The organism is Pseudomonas sp. NPDC077186 (assembly GCF_044543505.1).
Taxonomy (GTDB): domain Bacteria; phylum Pseudomonadota; class Gammaproteobacteria; order Pseudomonadales; family Pseudomonadaceae; genus Aquipseudomonas.
This window is the reverse complement of record NZ_JBITWE010000001.1, coordinates 1,773,622-1,787,259: the sequence shown is the minus strand read 5'-3', so window position 1 is coordinate 1,787,259 and position 13,638 is coordinate 1,773,622. Positions and strand designations below refer to the sequence as shown.

The 13,638-nt window shown below is 68.7% G+C and carries 17 protein-coding genes and 1 riboswitch; of the genes, 10 read left to right on the top strand and 7 right to left on the bottom strand.

All coding sequences use genetic code 11. The features are described from left to right. The first annotated feature begins 11 nt into the window (after positions 1–11). From ACIGKL_RS08450 to ACIGKL_RS08440, 3 genes are read left to right on the top strand one after another with little or no spacing between them, the layout of a single operon-like run. Entirely contained in the window at positions 12–422 is a 411-nt protein-coding gene (locus ACIGKL_RS08450) for an ExbD/TolR family protein (RefSeq protein ID WP_397486208.1), read from the top strand. After that, the gene (locus ACIGKL_RS08445; RefSeq protein ID WP_397486207.1) at positions 422–1,105 is read left to right on the top strand and encodes a TonB family protein; all 684 of its coding nucleotides are present in this window, start codon (positions 422–424) and stop codon (positions 1,103–1,105) included. The genes ACIGKL_RS08450 and ACIGKL_RS08445 overlap by 1 nt, the downstream gene beginning before the upstream one ends. Positions 1,106–1,107: 2 nt before the next feature. Beyond that, positions 1,108–2,205: a tetratricopeptide repeat protein gene (locus tag ACIGKL_RS08440; RefSeq protein WP_397486206.1), complete on the top strand. Its 1,098-nt coding sequence runs from the start codon at positions 1,108–1,110 to the stop codon at positions 2,203–2,205. A 115-nt stretch (positions 2,206–2,320) separates the two neighbouring features. Here ACIGKL_RS08440 and ACIGKL_RS08435 read toward each other — a convergent pair whose 3' ends face one another. The 4 genes from ACIGKL_RS08435 to ACIGKL_RS08420 all read right to left on the bottom strand — a co-directional run bounded on the left by ACIGKL_RS08435 (position 2,321) and on the right by ACIGKL_RS08420 (position 5,612). Then, positions 2,321–2,842 carry a DUF3299 domain-containing protein gene (locus ACIGKL_RS08435; RefSeq protein WP_397486205.1) on the bottom strand — a complete coding sequence of 174 codons (522 nt, stop codon included), beginning with the start codon at positions 2,840–2,842 and terminating at the stop codon, positions 2,321–2,323. Positions 2,843–2,900: 58 nt separating this feature from the next. After that, complete coding sequence (locus tag ACIGKL_RS08430; RefSeq protein WP_397486204.1) at positions 2,901–4,166, bottom strand: ABC transporter permease; 1,266 nt, start codon at positions 4,164–4,166, stop codon at positions 2,901–2,903. Position 4,167: 1 nt separating this feature from the next. Further along, positions 4,168–4,872, bottom strand: coding sequence for an ABC transporter ATP-binding protein (locus ACIGKL_RS08425; RefSeq protein WP_397486203.1), 705 nt, complete (start codon positions 4,870–4,872; stop codon positions 4,168–4,170). A gap of 146 nt (positions 4,873–5,018) precedes the next feature. Then, a complete protein-coding gene (locus tag ACIGKL_RS08420) occupies positions 5,019–5,612 on the bottom strand; it encodes a DUF2796 domain-containing protein (RefSeq protein ID WP_397486202.1) in 594 nt (197 codons plus the stop codon). Between the two features lie 110 nt (positions 5,613–5,722). On the opposite strand from ACIGKL_RS08420, the gene ACIGKL_RS08415 reads away from it, so the two are divergent. Next, the gene (locus ACIGKL_RS08415) at positions 5,723–6,067 is read left to right on the top strand and encodes a hypothetical protein (RefSeq protein WP_397486201.1); all 345 of its coding nucleotides are present in this window, start codon (positions 5,723–5,725) and stop codon (positions 6,065–6,067) included. Between the two features lie 134 nt (positions 6,068–6,201). Here ACIGKL_RS08415 and trxA read toward each other — a convergent pair whose 3' ends face one another. The 3 genes from trxA to ACIGKL_RS08400 all read right to left on the bottom strand — a co-directional run bounded on the left by trxA (position 6,202) and on the right by ACIGKL_RS08400 (position 8,296). Beyond that, positions 6,202–7,074 carry a thioredoxin gene (gene trxA, locus ACIGKL_RS08410; protein ID WP_397486200.1) on the bottom strand — a complete coding sequence of 291 codons (873 nt, stop codon included), beginning with the start codon at positions 7,072–7,074 and terminating at the stop codon, positions 6,202–6,204. A 128-nt stretch (positions 7,075–7,202) separates the two neighbouring features. After that, a complete protein-coding gene (locus ACIGKL_RS08405) occupies positions 7,203–7,859 on the bottom strand; it encodes a class I SAM-dependent methyltransferase (protein WP_397486199.1) in 657 nt (218 codons plus the stop codon). After that, positions 7,856–8,296 (bottom strand): YbaY family lipoprotein, encoded by a 441-nt coding sequence (locus tag ACIGKL_RS08400; RefSeq protein WP_397486198.1) that lies wholly within the window; start codon positions 8,294–8,296, stop codon positions 7,856–7,858. Before ACIGKL_RS08400 ends, ACIGKL_RS08405 begins: the two co-directional genes overlap by 4 nt. 110 nt (positions 8,297–8,406) lie before the next feature. Here ACIGKL_RS08400 and nrdR point away from each other — a divergent pair, with 110 nt between their 5' ends. The 6 genes from nrdR (at position 8,407) to nusB (ending at position 13,597) form a co-directional block, all read left to right on the top strand. After that, on the top strand, positions 8,407–8,874 hold the full coding sequence (nrdR, locus tag ACIGKL_RS08395; protein WP_397486197.1) for a transcriptional regulator NrdR: 468 nt from the start codon (positions 8,407–8,409) through the stop codon (positions 8,872–8,874). Next, positions 8,871–9,977, top strand: a complete 1,107-nt coding sequence (gene ribD / locus ACIGKL_RS08390) for a bifunctional diaminohydroxyphosphoribosylaminopyrimidine deaminase/5-amino-6-(5-phosphoribosylamino)uracil reductase RibD (protein ID WP_397486196.1) — start codon at positions 8,871–8,873, stop codon at positions 9,975–9,977. The genes nrdR and ribD overlap by 4 nt, the downstream gene beginning before the upstream one ends. A 453-nt stretch (positions 9,978–10,430) precedes the next feature. Next, positions 10,431–10,573, top strand: a riboswitch (FMN riboswitch). 123 nt (positions 10,574–10,696) lie between these two features. Next, positions 10,697–11,359 (top strand): riboflavin synthase, encoded by a 663-nt coding sequence (locus tag ACIGKL_RS08385; protein ID WP_397486195.1) that lies wholly within the window; start codon positions 10,697–10,699, stop codon positions 11,357–11,359. 12 nt (positions 11,360–11,371) lie between these two features. After that, positions 11,372–12,451 (top strand): bifunctional 3,4-dihydroxy-2-butanone-4-phosphate synthase/GTP cyclohydrolase II, encoded by a 1,080-nt coding sequence (ribBA, locus tag ACIGKL_RS08380; RefSeq protein WP_397486194.1) that lies wholly within the window; start codon positions 11,372–11,374, stop codon positions 12,449–12,451. Positions 12,452–12,644: 193 nt separating this feature from the next. Next, positions 12,645–13,121: a 6,7-dimethyl-8-ribityllumazine synthase gene (ribE, locus tag ACIGKL_RS08375; protein WP_397486193.1), complete on the top strand. Its 477-nt coding sequence runs from the start codon at positions 12,645–12,647 to the stop codon at positions 13,119–13,121. Beyond that, positions 13,118–13,597, top strand: coding sequence for a transcription antitermination factor NusB (gene nusB, locus ACIGKL_RS08370; protein WP_397486192.1), 480 nt, complete (start codon positions 13,118–13,120; stop codon positions 13,595–13,597). Before ribE ends, nusB begins: the two co-directional genes overlap by 4 nt. Positions 13,598–13,638: the final 41 nt, after the last annotated feature.

Genomic DNA, 13,638 nt, shown 5'->3' with positions numbered 1-13,638 from the left:
GATCGCCCAACATGAGAATGCGTCGTCACCACCAGCAGGACGAAGACACCGGTATCGACCTCACGCCGATGCTCGACGTGGTCTTCATCATGCTGATCTTCTTCATCGTCACCAGCTCCTTTATCCGCGAGTCCGGGGTCGAAGTGCAACGGCCGCAGGCGGAAACCGCCAGCCCGCAGGACAAGGGCAACATCCTCATCGCCGTCACCGCCGATGGGCAGATCTGGATGGACAAGCAGCCGGTGGACATCCGCAGCGTGCGCGCCCATGTCGAGCGCATGCGCGTCGATCAGCCGGAAGGCGCCGTGGTGGTGCAGGCCGACCAGGAAGCGCGCACCGGCCTGGTGGTGCAGGTCATGGACCAGGCGCGCCTGGCCGGCGTGCCGGATGTCGCCCTGGCCGCCGGTAGCGGAGTCAACTGATGCGCCTGCCGCTGTCCTTCCTCGGCGCCTGCCTGATGGCGCTGGGTCTGTTCGCCCTGATGCTGTACATGGTCGCCCCGCCCCGCGCCAAGCCGAGCCAGGAGCCGGTCAGCGTGGCCAACTTCGTGCGCATGGACGGCAACGCCAGCGAGACGTCCAGCCGCACCCGCCAGCAGGCGCCACAACCGCCGCAGCCGCAGACCCCGCAACCGCCGACACCGCCCACCCCGCAGACGGCGACGCCGAACGCCAACCTGCCGGCCCTGGATATTCAGCTGCCCAGCCTGGCCAGCGGCATCGCCGTCAACAGCGCGCCGGCGCCGAGCCTGTCCGGCCTGGCCCCGGGCGCTCCGGCGCCGACCCCGCCGAGTCCCGCGGCCGAGTCCGGCGGGCAGATGGGCGGCATGGAAAGCGAAGTGATGCCGCTCAACGACGTGCGCCCGGACTACCCGCGCTACGCCCTGCAGCGCGGCATCGAAGGCTTCGTCAAGCTGGCCTTCACCATCAACCGCAACGGCAGCGTGGAGAACATCCGCGTGATGGAGGCCAACCCGCGCAACGTGTTCGAGCGCGAGGCGCGCCGCGCCGCCGCGCGCTGGCGCTTCGCGCCGCGTACCGAAGGCGGTCTGGCGGTGGACCGCGAGGCGGTGAAAACCCTCTACTTCCGTCTGCAAAGGAGCTGACCATGTACCGTTGGTTGTTGCTCGTGATGCTCAGCGCTGCGGTCGTGCCCGGCATGGCCCAACAGACCATCGATCCGGCCGTGTTCCGCGCGCTCAACGCGGCGCAGACGGCGCAGCAGAAGGGTGATCACGCCGCCGCACGGCGGGCGCTCGATGGCATTCAGGCCAAGAGCGGCACTCTCGAGGAGGCACTGATCTGGCGTAGCAAGGCCTATGTGGCCTGGTCGGCCGGCAGCAACGGCCAGGCCATCGACTGGCTGGACAAGGCCGTACGCAGCGGCCAGTTGGACGAGCAGATGCTCGCCGGCGAGCGCCTCAACCTGGCCAAGCTCAATCTCGGCGAGCGGCGTTTCGCCAAGGTAGTGGAGCTGCTGGCGCCGGAGCAGGGCAAGGCCTCCGAAGAGGTGTTGCAGATGCTGGTGCAGGCCTATCAGGGCCTGAATCAGCCGGCCAAGGCGCTGCCGCTGGCCGAGCGCTACGTGCAGGCCAACCCCAATGCCGGGGACATCTGGCTGCAGTTTCTGGTGGGCGCCAACGCCGATCTCAAGCGCTATGCCCAGGCCGAGCGCTGGCAGCGCCAGCTGCTGGCGCGCCAGCCGAACGAAGCCAAGGGCTGGCGCCAACTGGCCGGGCTGCAGCAGATGGCCGGCAGCCACGACAAGGCGCTGGCGACCCTGCGTGCGGCGCACAGCAAGGGCCTGCGCTTCAGCGAGGCGGAGCTGGACAACCTGGTGCTGCTCGCCGGCGCTGCCGATCAACCCTGGCAGGGCGCCAAGCTGCTCGCCGGGATGCTCGACAACGGCCTGCTGGCCAACACCGCGGCGCGCCAGGAGCGTCTGGGCCTGTTCTGGTGGCAGGCGCGCGATCGCGCCGCGGCGGTACGTGTGCTGCGCCCGCTGGCCGAACGCAGCGGTAGCGGCAAGCACTGGCTGTACGTCGCCCAGTTGGAGCTGGAACAGTCGCGCTGGCAGGCCGGCCTCGAGGCGCTGGCCCGTGCCGAGCGTAGCGGCGCCGAACGCAGCAAGGTGCGCTCCTGGCGCCAGTGGGCGGAAAGCGAGCTGCGCTTCGAACGAGAGAACCGGGTCGCCAGCCGCTCGTAGGGTGCGCCGTGCGCACCATCGCCCGTCGCGATACACGGGGCTGGTCGCAGCCTATGCAAACGAAAAAGCCAGACCCTGGGGTCTGGCTTTTCTATGTGCGCATGGCGTGCCTCGCTCAGCTCTCGGGCAGCTCGTAGGCGTAGATCTTGTCCGCCGCCATCTGGTAGCCCACCTCGGCCAGCTCGCTGCTGACGTGCTCGACCTTCAACGGCCCCTCGACCCAGAACGGCTGGTACAGCGCATCGAGCAGCACGCCCAGCTCGCTGGTGACATGGACGATCTGGTTCGACGGTGGCGGCGGCACATGGATGCAGGCGCCGAAGTAGGGCACCAGGAGGAACTCCACTACCCGGCCTTCGTCGGTCACGTCCAGCGGCACTATATAGCCGGGCAGCTTGATGGCCTGCCCGTCCAACTCCTTCACCACCGGCGCAGCGGGCGATTGCTGCATGGCCGCCGGGCCGGACTCGGCCAGGGCATCGGCCAGCTGCGAGAGGTCGTGGATAGGGGCGGCGTCCATCTGCTGCGGCGGCGCATCGGCCGGCACCAGTTCGGACCAGGTGAGTTCGCGCACCTCGGCGGCGGTCAGCGGCAGGGCCAGCGAGAGCAGCAGGGTGGCGAGCAGGGGGCGGGACATGGAAAACCTCGTTGTGGGAGCGCCCGCGCAGTGTACGCCAGGCGCTGCCCACTTTGTCTCAGAGCCTGATCGACAGGCCGTCCGCCAGCGACTGCCGGTAGGCGCGCCAGGCCGGCACGCTGCCCATCAGCAGGGCGGCGCCGAGAATCCCGCCCAGCAGTTTCCATTCATAGGAACTGGGCGTGCTCAGGGCCAGATACAGGCCGTAGTTGGCCTGCACATGGCCCTGGCTGGCGGCGATGCCCAGGTACAGCAGCGCCAGGCCGAGCAGCACGCCGGCCAGGGCCAGGGCGAAGGCCTCCAGCACCAGCAAACTGGCGATATGCCAGGGTCGCGCGCCCACCGAACGGAGGATGGCCATCTCCCGTCGGCGCTCGTTGAGGCTGGTGAGGATCGCCGTGAGCATGCCGATCAGGCCGGTCAGCACGACGAACAGCGAGACCACGAACAGCGCCTGCTCGGCGGTGCCCATCAGGCTCCACAGCTCCTGTAGCGCCACCCCGGGGAGGATCGCCAGCAGCGGCTCGCCGCGGAACTCGTTGATCTCGCGCTGCAGGCTGAAGGTGGCGATCTTGCTGTTCAGGCCGAGCAGGAAGGCGGTGATCTGCTTCGGTTGCAGGTCCATGGTGCGCGCCTGCTCGGCGCTGACCTGCGCCGCACCGCGCGCCGGCATGCCGTTCTGCCAGTCGATGTGCAGCGCCTCCATGCCGGCCAGGGAGATATGCAGGGTGCGGTCCACCGGGGTGCCGGTGCGGGCGAGGATGCCGACCACGGTAAAGGGCTTGTCGTCGTGCTTGACCAGGCTGATCGTGGCCACGCCATGAGCCAGGACGATCTGCTCGCCGAGGGCGTAGCCCAGCGCCTGGGCCACTTCGGCGCCGAGCACCACCTCGAAGGGATCCTCGGCGAAGGCGCGGCCCTCGGCCAGCTGCAACGGCTGGCTGCGGGCGTAGCGGTAGTGCTCGAAGTAGGCGCCGCTGGTGCCCATCACCCGATAGCCGCGGTGCGAGTCGCCGAGCGAGATGGGAATGGCCCACTTCACCTGGCGGTGCTCGGCGAAGCGCTCGAAGCTGTCCCAGCGGATGTTGTTGGTGGCGTTGCCGATGCGGAACACCGAGTACAGCAGCAGGTTGACGCTGCCCGAGCGCGCGCCGACGATCAGGTCGGTGCCGCTGATGGTGTTGGCGAAGCTGGCGCGGGCTTCGCTGCGCACCCGTTCCACCGCCAGCAGCAGGCAGACGGACAGGGCGATGGCGAACACCGTGAGCAGGGCGGTGAAGCGGCGGTTGGCCAGGCTGGCCAGGGCGATGCGGATCAGGTGCATCTCAGGCCTCGACGAGCTGGGCGGCGCGGTTCAGTTCGGCCAGCGACAGGCTGCGGTCGAACAGCGGCGCCAGGCTCTGGTCGTGGCTGACGAACAGCAGGCTGGCGCCGGCCTCGCGGCATTCGGCGAACAGCAGCCGGAGGAAGGCCTCGCGGGCGTCCTGATCCAGCGCCGAGGTGGGTTCGTCGGCGATCACCAGCTCCGGCTGGCCGATCAGCGCGCGGGCGGCGGCGACGCGCTGCTGCTGGCCGATCGACAAGGTATCGGCGCGACGATCGAGCAGTTCGGCGCGCAGGCCGAGGTGATCGAGCAGTGCGGCGGCGGCGTCGACGCTGCCGTGGCGCTGGCGCGCGCGCTCGGCACGCAGGTGCGAGAAGCGGCAGGGCAGTTCGACGTTGTCGCGCACCGAGAGAAACGGCAGCAGGTTGAACTGCTGGAAGATGTAGCCGGTGTGATCGACGCGGAAATGGTCGCGGGCGCCGGCGGAGAGCAGGCCGAGGTCCTGGCCGAGCAGGCGGATGTGCCCGCGCTGGGCCTTCTGCACGCCGCCGAGCAGGCCGAGCAAGGTGGTCTTGCCGCTGCCGCTGGGGCCCTTGAGAAACAGGGTCTCGCCGCGCTCGAGGGTGAAGCGGGGGATGTCCAGCAAGGGCGCCTGGCCGGGCCAGGCGAAGCCGAGGTCGGCGAGGTCGATCAGGGATTGAGTCATGGTCCGGCTATCGGGTGGTTGAGGGGGCCGCGCGGGTGGATGATGCGCTAAACCAGTCGATTGAACGTAGGGAGGACAGGGCAACGCCTTGTCCACCGTTGCCTGCGAGATGGTGGACAAGCCTTCGGCATGTCCACCCTACGGCTTCAGAAATTCAGGCGCGGCTGCGCGGGGGTCAGTTCCACGCCCTGCTGGCCGCTCGGGCCGATCAGTTGTACCTGAATCTTCTCGGTGGCGGGGAAGCGTTTGAACAGCTCGGCCAGGTCCAACTGTTTCAAGTCGTTGGCGCGGGCGCAGTCGAAGCGGTAGTGGGCGTGGATCTCGCTGTGCTCGCCCTCATGCTCGTGGTGGTCGTGGTCATCGTGACCTGCGTCGCCGAACAGCGGGCTTTCCAGCTCTACCTGGGTCGCCTTGCAGTCGCCGGCGGCCAGGGCGAACAGGCTCAGCGGCTGTTCCAGTTCGGCCTTGGCGGCGGCCACCTTGGCCTGGTCGGCAGCGCTCTTGGCGGCATGCTCGAAACCCACCAGGTTCATCGCCGGGCTTTCCAGCTGCAGCTCCAGGGTCTGGCCGTCGAGCGCCACGTTGAGGCTGGCGACGCCGTGCTCGTGAGCGCCGAGGCTGTCGTGGGCATGATCGTGCTCATGCTGGTGGCCATGCTCGTGATCGTGTTGGTGTTCATGCGCCTGGGCGACGGCCAGGGGCAGCAGGGCGAAGGGCAGGGCGAGCAGCAGTCGGCGCATGGGGCGTCTCCGGTACGGGTTTTAATCGTTACGTTATAACAACTTTTGTGCCGGCCTGGCCAGCGCGCAGGCGTCATGGGAGCATGAGCACCTTGAATGGGAGAACGATCATGCTGCGCATACGCGGACGCATCGGCGACTGGCCGGTGGACCTGACGGTGGAGCTGGAGGCCGAGGATTGGGCGCGCCTGACGGCTGGCTTGAGTGTCGCGCCAGCGACCGAGGCGCCAGCGCCGGCCGTCTCGGCCGGCAACAACGACGCGCTCTGGCAGACCGCGCTGCAACTGGTGCGCGACGCCGGGCAGGTGGAGGGGCCGCAGCTGCTCGGCCAACTGGCCGCCCTGGCCGGCGGCGAGGCGGCCGGCAAGCGCCTGCTGGTGCGCCTGCGCCACTGCGCGCAGATCCGCATAGAGACTGGCGCCGATGCGCCGATCTATCGCTGGGCGACTGAGTAGGGCATACCGGGCGGCGATCCGCTTGTAGGGTGCGCCGTGCGCACCGAGCAATGCCTGTTCGACCTGGCGAGTCCCCGGTGCGCATGGCGCACCCTTCTATGGCGAGCGCGATGTGAACCCCGGGGCGGCTGCGGTCAGTAGATCGCCTGATACAGCTTGCGGCGGTAGGTGGTGACCAGCGGGTGGTCGCCGCCGAGCAGGTCGAACACCTGCAGCAGGGTCTTGTGCGGCAGGCCGTCCTGGTAGCCGCGGTTGCGCACGAACAGCCTGAGCAGGGCATCCAGCGCCGGCTCGTATTGCTGGCGGGCCAGTTGCTGCACGGCCAGTTGATAGGCCGCCTCGTCGTCGCCGGCATCCTGCGCCAGGCGGCTCTTCAGGGTGGCGACTTCCGGCAGGTCGACGGCCTGGCGCAGGAAGGTCAGCTGCGCCTTGGCGCCGGCCAGGGCCTGCTTGTGCTCGTCGCCTTTCACCGCATTCAGCACCGCCTCGGCTTCGCCCAACTCGCCGCGCTCGGCCAGGCAGCGGGCGTAGAGAATCAGCGCCGCGGCGTGCTCGTTGTTCTCCGTCAGCAGCTGCTTGAGCAGCGCTTCGGCGTCGGTGAAGCGGCCGTCGGCGAACAGCGCCTGGGCGGCCTCCAGCGGGTCGGCCGCGGCCGGCGCCGGCTCGGCGACATGGGGGGCGAGCATCTGGCGAATCGCCGCTTCCGGCTGGGCGCCGGCGAAGCCGTCCACCGGCTGGCCGTCCTTGAACAGCACCACGGTGGGCAGGCTGCGGATGCCGAAGCGCTGGACGATGTCCTGCTCGACGTCGCAGTCGACCTTGGCCAGCAGCAGTTCGCCCGAATACTCCTCGGTGATCTTCGCCAGCAGCGGCATCAGCGCCTTGCACGGCGCGCACCACTCGGCCCAGAAGTCCACCAGCACCGGCTTGTGGAAGGAGTTCTCGATCACCAGCTGTTCGAAGCTGGCGGCGCCGGATACGTCGAAGATGTAGGGGGAATCGCTCATGGTCGGTCTCGAAGGGCAGGGCAATGGTCTATTAATGCGGGCAGCGAGCTTGCGATACAAGCCCGTAGCCCGGATGCAATCCGGGAATGGTAGGCAGGTGACGTCCCGGATCGCATCCGGGCGAGGTGTCAGGGGCGCTGCGCATGATACAGGCTGACCTCGCGGAACTCGGCCGGCTCGGCCAGGTCCGGCCAGGTGCAACCGTCGAGCAGCGCCAGGCGGCGGTACAGCGGGTGGCGGAAGTCCTTGACCCGCGAGTCGGCCACCAGCGCCTGGCGACCGCGGCTGAGGAAATGATCGAGCAGCGGCAGGTTGGCGCGGTCGTAGAGCACGTCGGCCACCAGGATCAGGTCGTAGCGGTCGGCCTCGGCGAAGAAGTCCGCCGAATAACTCAGCTCGACGCCATTGAGCGCGGCGTTGGCGCGGCAGGCGGCCAGCGCCAGCGGGTCGAGGTCGCAGGCCACCACCTCGGCGGCGCCGGCCTTGGCCGCGGCGATGGCGGCCACGCCACTGCCTGCGCCGAAATCCAGCACGCGCTGGCCGCGCACCCACTCGGGGCGCGCGGCCAGCCAGCGCGCCAGCACCAGGCCGCTGGCCCAGCAGAAGCACCAGTAGGGCGGCTCCTCGAGAATGCGCCGGGTTTCCTCGGGGCTGAAGGCGCGATCCATATTGCCGGCGTCGATCAGCCACAGGGCGATATCGGTGTTCGGTAGCGTCTCGGCCACCAGGCGGGCGTCGCCGAGCAGTTCGCTCAGTGCGCCTTGCAGGGCTGCCGGGGCGTTCATGGCGCCGGCACCAGGCGCAGCGGGCCGAGGTCGCGGCTCTGCGGGGCGGCGATGGTTTGCGCCGGCAGGCGTTGCACCAGGCGTCCGGACTGGGTGACGCGGCCGCGCAGTTCGACGCGCTGGTCGCCGGGAAAACTGGCCGGCTCGAAGTGCAGGGCGAAGGGCAGCGGGTTGCCGTCGCCGCGCAGCAGCAGGTGGCCGAGCAGGGTGGCAGGGCGCCCGCGCGCGTCGACCGCCAGCAGCGCCAGATCCACCTCGGCGCCGGCGGCCACGCCGAGCAACTGACCGCGCAGGCTGGGCAGCAGGCTGCGCGGCTCGGCCACGGGCGCGGCGCTCGGCGGGCCCGGCGGCGGCGCGGGCGGGGCGGCGGGTTCGCTGGCGCAGGCGCCGAGCAGGCCGGCGAGGATCAGGGCAAGCAGCGGCAGGTATAGGTTCATGGCGTCTTCTGCGGTTCGGGCGGGCGTCTATATAGCCTAAAGCACCTGGCTTGTCTTGCCGCTTCGATGCGCTACCATGGCGCCTTTGCCGCCACCTGCCAGCGCCTGCCATGCATTGTCCGTTCTGCGCCGCCAACGACACCAAGGTCATCGATTCGCGTCTGGTCGCCGAGGGCGATCAGGTGCGCCGTCGCCGCGAATGCGTGGCCTGCGGCGAACGCTTCACCACCTTCGAGACCGCCGAACTGGTGATGCCGCGCCTGATCAAGCAGGACGGCAGCCGCCAGCCGTTCGACGAGGACAAGCTGCGTGCCGGCATGCAGCGCGCGCTGGAGAAGCGCCCGGTGAGCGTCGAGCGTCTCGAGGAAGCCATCGCCCGCATCAAGCAGCAACTGCGCGCCACCGGCGAGCGCGAGGTGAAGTCGCTGGTGCTCGGCGAACTGGTGATGAGCGAGCTGCGCAAGCTCGACGAGGTCGCCTATATCCGTTTCGCCTCGGTGTACCGGCGTTTCCAGGATCTCAACGAGTTCCGCGAGGAGATCGAACGTCTCTCTCGCGAACCGTCGAAAGCCCGATGAGCACGCACGACCACGCCTTTATGGCGCGCGCCCTGCAGCTGGCGCGCAAGGGCCTGTATTCCACCCATCCCAATCCGCGGGTCGGCTGCGTCATAGTGCGCGATGGGCGCATCGTCGGCGAAGGCTGGCATGCCCGCGCCGGCGAGCCGCACGCCGAGGTGCACGCGCTGCGCCAGGCCGGCGAGCTGGCACGCGGCGCCACCGCCTACGTCACCCTGGAGCCCTGCAGCCATTTCGGCCGCACCCCGCCCTGCGCCGACGGCCTGATCGGCGCTGGAGTGGCGCGGGTGGTGGCGGCCATGCAGGACCCCAATCCGCAGGTGGCCGGCAACGGCCTCAAGCGCCTGGCCGAGGCCGGGATCGAGGTGCGCAGCGGCGTGCTGGAAAGCGAGGCGCGAGCGCTCAATGCCGGCTTTATCAAACGCATGGAGAGCGGCCTGCCGCTGGTGCGGGTCAAGCTGGCGATGAGCCTGGACGGGCGTACCGCCATGGCCAGCGGCGAGAGCCAGTGGATCACCGGCCCGGCGGCGCGCGCCGAGGTGCAGCGCCTGCGCGCCCAGGCCAGCGTGGTGCTGAGTGGCGCCGATACCGTGCTGGCCGACGACGCGCGGCTGACCGTGCGCCCCGACGAACTAGGCCTGGGCGCCGAGCTGACCGCCCTGGCGCAGCGCCGCCCGCCGCTGCGCGTGCTGGTCGACGGCCGCCTGCGGGTGCCGTTGGACAAGGCCTTCTTCCAGGTCGGCCCGGCGCTGGTGGCGACCTGCGCCGCCGCGCTGGCGCGCGAGCGTTACCAGCAGGAGGGCCACGAGCTGCTCGCCGTGCCCGGCAGCAACGGTCACGTCAACCTGCGCAAGCTGCTCGAAGAACTGGCCGCGCGCGGTGCCAACGAGGTGCTGGTGGAGGCCGGGCCGCGCCTGGCCGGCGCCTTCGCCCGCGCCGGGCTGGTGGATGAATACCGCATCTTCATGGCGGCCAAGCTGCTTGGCTCCAGCGCCCGGCCGCTGCTTGAGCTGCCGCTCAACCGCATGGCCGAGGCGCCCGAGCTGCAGATTGTGGATATCCGCGCCATCGGCGACGACTGGCAGATCACCGCACGGCCGTAGGTTGGGCCGGGCGGCGTGCCGTTGAGCGCAGCGAAGCCCAACAGGGAGCGCGTAGCGCTCCGCCCGGCGATTCCTGCGATCCCGGCGATCCCCACGTCCCGACGATCTCCGCGCCCCTGTTGGGCTTCGTCGCCTGCTCCTCAGCCCAACCTACGACGGCAGCTTGCTCCGGCGGCCAAGCGGGTGCGTCCGAACGGCGGGGGCTGTCCACGCGTAGGTTGGCGCTGAGCGCAGCGAAGCCCAACAGGGAGCGCGTAGCGCTCCGCCCGGCTATCTCGGCATTCCCCGCGATCCCGGCGATCCCCACGTCCCGACGATCTCCGCGCCCCTGTTGGGCTTCGTCGCCGGCTCCTCAGCCCAACCTACCGATGACGGGGCGCCGCGGCGTCCCCCAGGGGTCATGCGCCGCGGTGATAAATATGGTAAAACGCCACTCGGCCGGGCGACTGGCCGCAACGTTCTCAGGGCGGGGTGTGATTCCCCACCGGCGGTAATGGCAGCTTCTGCCTAGCCCGCGAGCGCTCGCTTCGGCGAGGTCAGCAGACCCGGTGCGATTCCGGGGCCGACGGTATAGTCCGGATAAAGAGAGAGCGGGATTCCCTCCTCGGGCGCCGCGTGCGCGTCCGTGAAATCCCTATCGATCGGCATTGCCCTGTTTTTGACCAAAACAGGAGTTCATCCATGCTGTGCATCATCTTCAAGCCAGGTTCGGAGGGCGCATGTTCACCGGCATAATCGAAGCCATTGGCAGCATCCGTGCCATGACCCCCAAGGGCGGCGACGTGCGCGTCTACGTCGCCACCGGCAAGCTCGACCTGGGCGACGTCAAGCTCGGCGACAGCATCGCCGTCAGCGGCGTGTGCCTGACCGCGGTGGAACTGCCCGGCGACGGCTTCTGGGCCGACGTCAGCCGCGAGACGCTGGCGCGCACCGCCTTCGTCGACCTCAAGCCCGGCAGCGCGGTCAACCTGGAGAAAGCCCTGACCCCCACCAGTCGCCTCGGCGGGCACCTGGTCAGCGGCCACGTCGACGGCGTCGGCGAGATCGTCTCGCGGGCCGATAACGCCCGCGCCGTGCAGTTCAAGGTGCGCGCCCCGCGTGAGCTGGCCAAGTACATCGCGCATAAGGGCTCGATCACCGTCGACGGCACCAGCCTGACCGTCAACGCGGTGGATGGCGCCGAGTTCGAGCTGACCATAGTGCCGCACACCCTGGCCGAGACCATCATGGTCGACTACCAGGCCGGGCGTAAGGTCAACCTCGAGGTCGACCTGCTGGCGCGCTACCTGGAGCGCCTGCTGCTCGGCGACAAGGCCGCCGAACCCAAGGCCTCGGGCCTGACCGAAAGCTTTCTCGCCGAACACGGCTACCTGAAGAATTGAGGAGACGCCCCGATGGCGCTCAACACCGCTGAAGAACTGATCGAAGACATCCGCGCCGGCAAGATGGTCATCCTCATGGATGACGAGGACCGCGAGAACGAAGGCGATATCATCATCGCCTCCGAATGCGTGACGGCCGAACATATCAACTTTATGGCCCGCTTCGCCCGTGGCCTGATCTGCATGCCGATGACCCGCGAGCGCTGCGAGCTGCTCAAGCTGCCGCTGATGGCGCCGCGCAACGGTTCCGGCTTCGGCACCAAGTTCACCGTCTCCATCGAGGCCGCCGAGGGCGTGACCACCGGCATCTCCGCCGCCGACCGCGCGCGCACCGTGCAGGCCGCGGTGGCGAAGGGCGCGGTGGCCGAGGATATCGTCAGCCCCGGCCATATCTTCCCGCTGATGGCCCAGCCCGGCGGCGTGCTGGCGCGTGCCGGCCACACCGAGGCGGCCTGCGACCTGGCGCGCATGGGCGGTTTCGAACCGAGCGGAGTGATCTGCGAGATCATGAACGACGACGGCACCATGGCCCGTCGCCCGGAGCTGGAGGCCTTCGCCGAGCAGCACGGCCTGAAGATCGGCACCATCGCCGACCTGATCCACTACCGCCTGATCCACGAACGCACCGTCGAGCGGATCAGCGAGCAGCCGCTGGATACCGAGCTGGGCCAGTTCAACCTGGTGACCTACCGCGACGCGGTGGAAGACACCGCGCATATGGCGCTGACCCTGGGCAAGCTGTGCGCCGAGGAGCCGACCCTGGTGCGGGTGCACAACATGGACCCGCTGCGCGACCTGTTCCTGGTCAACCAGCCGGGGCGCTGGAGCCTGCGCGCGGCTATGGCCGAGGTGGCCAAGGCCGGCAGCGGCGTGGTGCTGCTGCTGGGCAACCCGCTGACCGGCCCGGAGCTGCTGGCCCACCTCGGCCGCCAGCAGCCGGCGACTCCGGCCACCTACAGCACGGTGGGCGCCGGCTCGCAGATCCTGCGCGACCTGGGTGTGCGCAAGATGCGTTTGCTGAGCTCGCCGATGAAGTTCAACGCGATATCCGGCTTCGATCTCGAGGTTGTAGAATACTTGCCGGCTGATTAACAGGCGGCCCGCAGGGCCGCATCTGATGTCCCTCTCCCATAAATGGGAGAGGGGAGCTTAAACCTGTAGCCCGGATGAAATCCGGGAGCGTCGGCACAATGGCCCCGGATTGCATCCGGGCTACGCTGACAAACGAATTTATTTTCGGGGCGAACAACCACGCCCCGGCTCTTTAACCCTAGTGAGACCCGTCATGACCCTGAAGACCATCGAAGGTACCTTTATCGCCCCGAAGGGCAAATACGCCCTGGTGGTAGGCCGTTTCAACAGCTTCGTCGTCGAGAGCCTGGTCAGCGGCGCCATCGACGCCCTGGTTCGCCACGGCGTGAGCGAGAGCGACATCTGCATCATCCGCGCGCCGGGCGCCTTCGAGATTCCGCTGGTCACCCAGAAGGTCGCCCAGCGCGGCGAGTACGCGGCGATCATCGCCCTCGGCGCGGTCATCCGTGGCGGCACTCCGCACTTCGAATACGTCGCCGGCGAGTGCACCAAGGGCCTGGCTCAGGTGTCCATGGAGTACGGCGTACCGGTGTCCTTCGGCGTGCTGACCGTCGATTCCATCGAACAAGCCATCGAACGTTCCGGCACCAAGGCGGGTAACAAGGGTGCCGAAGCTGCGCTGTCTGCCCTGGAAATGGTCAGCCTGCTGGCGCAGTTGGAGGCCAAGTGAGCAACTCCGCTAACGGCCAGCCGGCCAAGAAGGGCCCCAGCGGCAAGATTCTCGCCCGCCGCGAGGCCCGTACCCTGGCCATGCAGGCCCTGTACTCCTGGCATATCGCCGGGCAGCCGCTGAACGAGATCGAAGCGCAGTTCCGCGTCGACAACGATTTCAGCAAGGTCGACGGCGCCTACTTCCACGAGATCCTGCACGGCGTACCGCGGCAGAAGACCGAACTGGACGAGGCTTTCACGCCGCTGCTCGATCGCCCGCTGGAAGAGATCGATCCGGTCGAGCTGGCCATCCTGCGCCTGTCCACCTACGAGCTGAAGAACCGCGTCGATGTGCCCTACAAGGTGGTGATCAACGAGGGCATCGAGCTGGCCAAGGTGTTCGGCGCCACCGACGGGCACAAGTTCGTCAACGGCATCCTCGACAAGCTGGCGCCCAAGCTGCGTGCGGCCGAAGTGGGCGCCAACAAACGTTGAGCATGGATCGCTTTGTCTGTGCACCCTCACCCCCAACCCCT

Coding starts and splice junctions, on each gene's coding strand:
- ACIGKL_RS08415 (WP_397486201.1), top strand. CDS start 5,723: ATGCTGCGCATACGCGGACGCATCGGCGACTGGCCGGTGGACCTGACG.
- ACIGKL_RS08385 (WP_397486195.1), top strand. CDS start 10,697: ATGTTCACCGGCATAATCGAAGCCATTGGCAGCATCCGTGCCATGACC.
- ribD (WP_397486196.1), top strand. CDS start 8,871: ATGAGCACGCACGACCACGCCTTTATGGCGCGCGCCCTGCAGCTGGCG.
- ACIGKL_RS08400 (WP_397486198.1), bottom strand. CDS start 8,296: ATGAACCTATACCTGCCGCTGCTTGCCCTGATCCTCGCCGGCCTGCTC.
- ACIGKL_RS08440 (WP_397486206.1), top strand. CDS start 1,108: ATGTACCGTTGGTTGTTGCTCGTGATGCTCAGCGCTGCGGTCGTGCCC.
- ACIGKL_RS08450 (WP_397486208.1), top strand. CDS start 12: ATGAGAATGCGTCGTCACCACCAGCAGGACGAAGACACCGGTATCGAC.
- ACIGKL_RS08430 (WP_397486204.1), bottom strand. CDS start 4,166: ATGCACCTGATCCGCATCGCCCTGGCCAGCCTGGCCAACCGCCGCTTC.
- ribBA (WP_397486194.1), top strand. CDS start 11,372: ATGGCGCTCAACACCGCTGAAGAACTGATCGAAGACATCCGCGCCGGC.
- nrdR (WP_397486197.1), top strand. CDS start 8,407: ATGCATTGTCCGTTCTGCGCCGCCAACGACACCAAGGTCATCGATTCG.
- ACIGKL_RS08435 (WP_397486205.1), bottom strand. CDS start 2,842: ATGTCCCGCCCCCTGCTCGCCACCCTGCTGCTCTCGCTGGCCCTGCCG.
- ACIGKL_RS08445 (WP_397486207.1), top strand. CDS start 422: ATGCGCCTGCCGCTGTCCTTCCTCGGCGCCTGCCTGATGGCGCTGGGT.
- ACIGKL_RS08405 (WP_397486199.1), bottom strand. CDS start 7,859: ATGAACGCCCCGGCAGCCCTGCAAGGCGCACTGAGCGAACTGCTCGGC.
- ACIGKL_RS08425 (WP_397486203.1), bottom strand. CDS start 4,872: ATGACTCAATCCCTGATCGACCTCGCCGACCTCGGCTTCGCCTGGCCC.
- ribE (WP_397486193.1), top strand. CDS start 12,645: ATGACCCTGAAGACCATCGAAGGTACCTTTATCGCCCCGAAGGGCAAA.
- ACIGKL_RS08420 (WP_397486202.1), bottom strand. CDS start 5,612: ATGCGCCGACTGCTGCTCGCCCTGCCCTTCGCCCTGCTGCCCCTGGCC.
- trxA (WP_397486200.1), bottom strand. CDS start 7,074: ATGAGCGATTCCCCCTACATCTTCGACGTATCCGGCGCCGCCAGCTTC.